1 protein-coding gene is annotated in these 1,391 nt (G+C 43.7%); it reads right to left on the minus strand.

Annotated features, from left to right (window positions below; translation table 11 throughout):
- On the minus strand, positions 1-1,303 hold a 1,303-nt coding region (locus tag AB5217_RS24830; RefSeq protein ID WP_368117401.1), incomplete at its 3' end, for an IS1182-like element ISBf3 family transposase.
- Between the last annotated feature and the right edge of the window lie 88 nt (positions 1,304-1,391).

The following is a 1,391-nucleotide window of genomic DNA, read 5'->3' on the forward strand; positions in this document are numbered from 1 at the left end:
GGTTCCCCCGAGCTTTAAAACAACTGCCACGCAAAGGGCAACCTTCGCATCTTTTTGCTTTATACCGGGCACTTTCGATGATGTATCCGCTCGCTGTCTTGTCACGTTTGGTTCCTATACGGTTCATGTGCTGTCCCATAGGACAAACGTAATAATCCTCTTGGGCATTGTAATGGAGACTTTCGGCATGGAATGGGTTGGGAGTATAACGAGGACGCTGTTCTTTATGGAAGTAATTGTACTTGATGAAGGCTTCTATCCCATTCTCCTGCATGAACCGGTAATTTTCTTCCGAACCGTAACCGGAGTCTGCCACACAGATATTCGGTAAACGGTTATAGCGGTACTGGAAAGAGTGGAAAAAAGGTATGAGGGTCAGTGTATCGGTAGGGTTGGGAAACAGACGGAAGTCTGTGATGAATTGGTTTTCAGTACCTATTTGCAGATTATATCCGGGTTTGGTCTGCCCGTTCTTCATGGCATCTTCTTTCATGCGCATGAATGTGGCACCAGGATCGGTCTTGGAATAGGAGTTACGTTCTCCAAGGGTATCAAGGTGATTGTCGTATTCTATCAGCTTGTCACGATACCCTTCAAGTTCCATGACCTGCTTCTTCTTTTTGCGCAGGGCTTTCTTTTCTTCCTTATCCTTTGTTGCAGGCTGGCGTTCCAGGGCTTCTTTAAGTTCATCCACTATGTCAGAGAGCCTGCAGGGAGTAAACTCCACGGATGTGTCTTTTATAGAGTTCTCCTGTGCAATGGCTTCATCCACCTGTTCCAAGAGAATACGGATTTTATCCATTAGTCTCGTACGGTTCCGTTCGACTGTCTTGCGCCAGACAAAAGTATATTTGTTGGCTTTGGATTCAATCTTGGTGCCGTCGATATACTCCACATCAAGGCTGATGAAACCTTTATCGGCAAGGACAAGAACCAACTGGGTAAATACATTATTTATTTCCTCCTTTACACGGTTACGAAAACGGTTGATCGTGATAAAATCCGGATGCTCATTACCGGCAAGCCAAATATAATGAATGTCACGAAGGAGGTGCTTCTCTATTTTACGGCAAGAATAGATATTATTCATGTAGGCGTAGATTATCACCTTAAGCATCATTTTAGGATGATAAGGACAACGGCCCGTTTCCTTATAAAGCTTCTTGAAACTCTCAAGATTGAGATTGTCAATAACAGCATTCACGATGCGGACCGGGTCGGTCGCAGCTATGTTTTCATCAATTCTTTGTGGAAAAAGAACGGTTTGGTTGGGAATGTAAGGACGAAAATGTAACTTTGCCATAACGAAAAACTTTATACCTAAAGATACGAAAACTTTGGGTAATAACAAAGCCCGGGCTTGAGAAAGTCTGGGCTTTGCGCATAAAAAA

The organism is Bacteroides sp. MSSM.1001136sp1_RTP21357st2_D2_RTP21359_211015, assembly GCF_040913205.1.
Lineage (GTDB): Bacteria > Bacteroidota > Bacteroidia > Bacteroidales > Bacteroidaceae > Bacteroides > Bacteroides ovatus.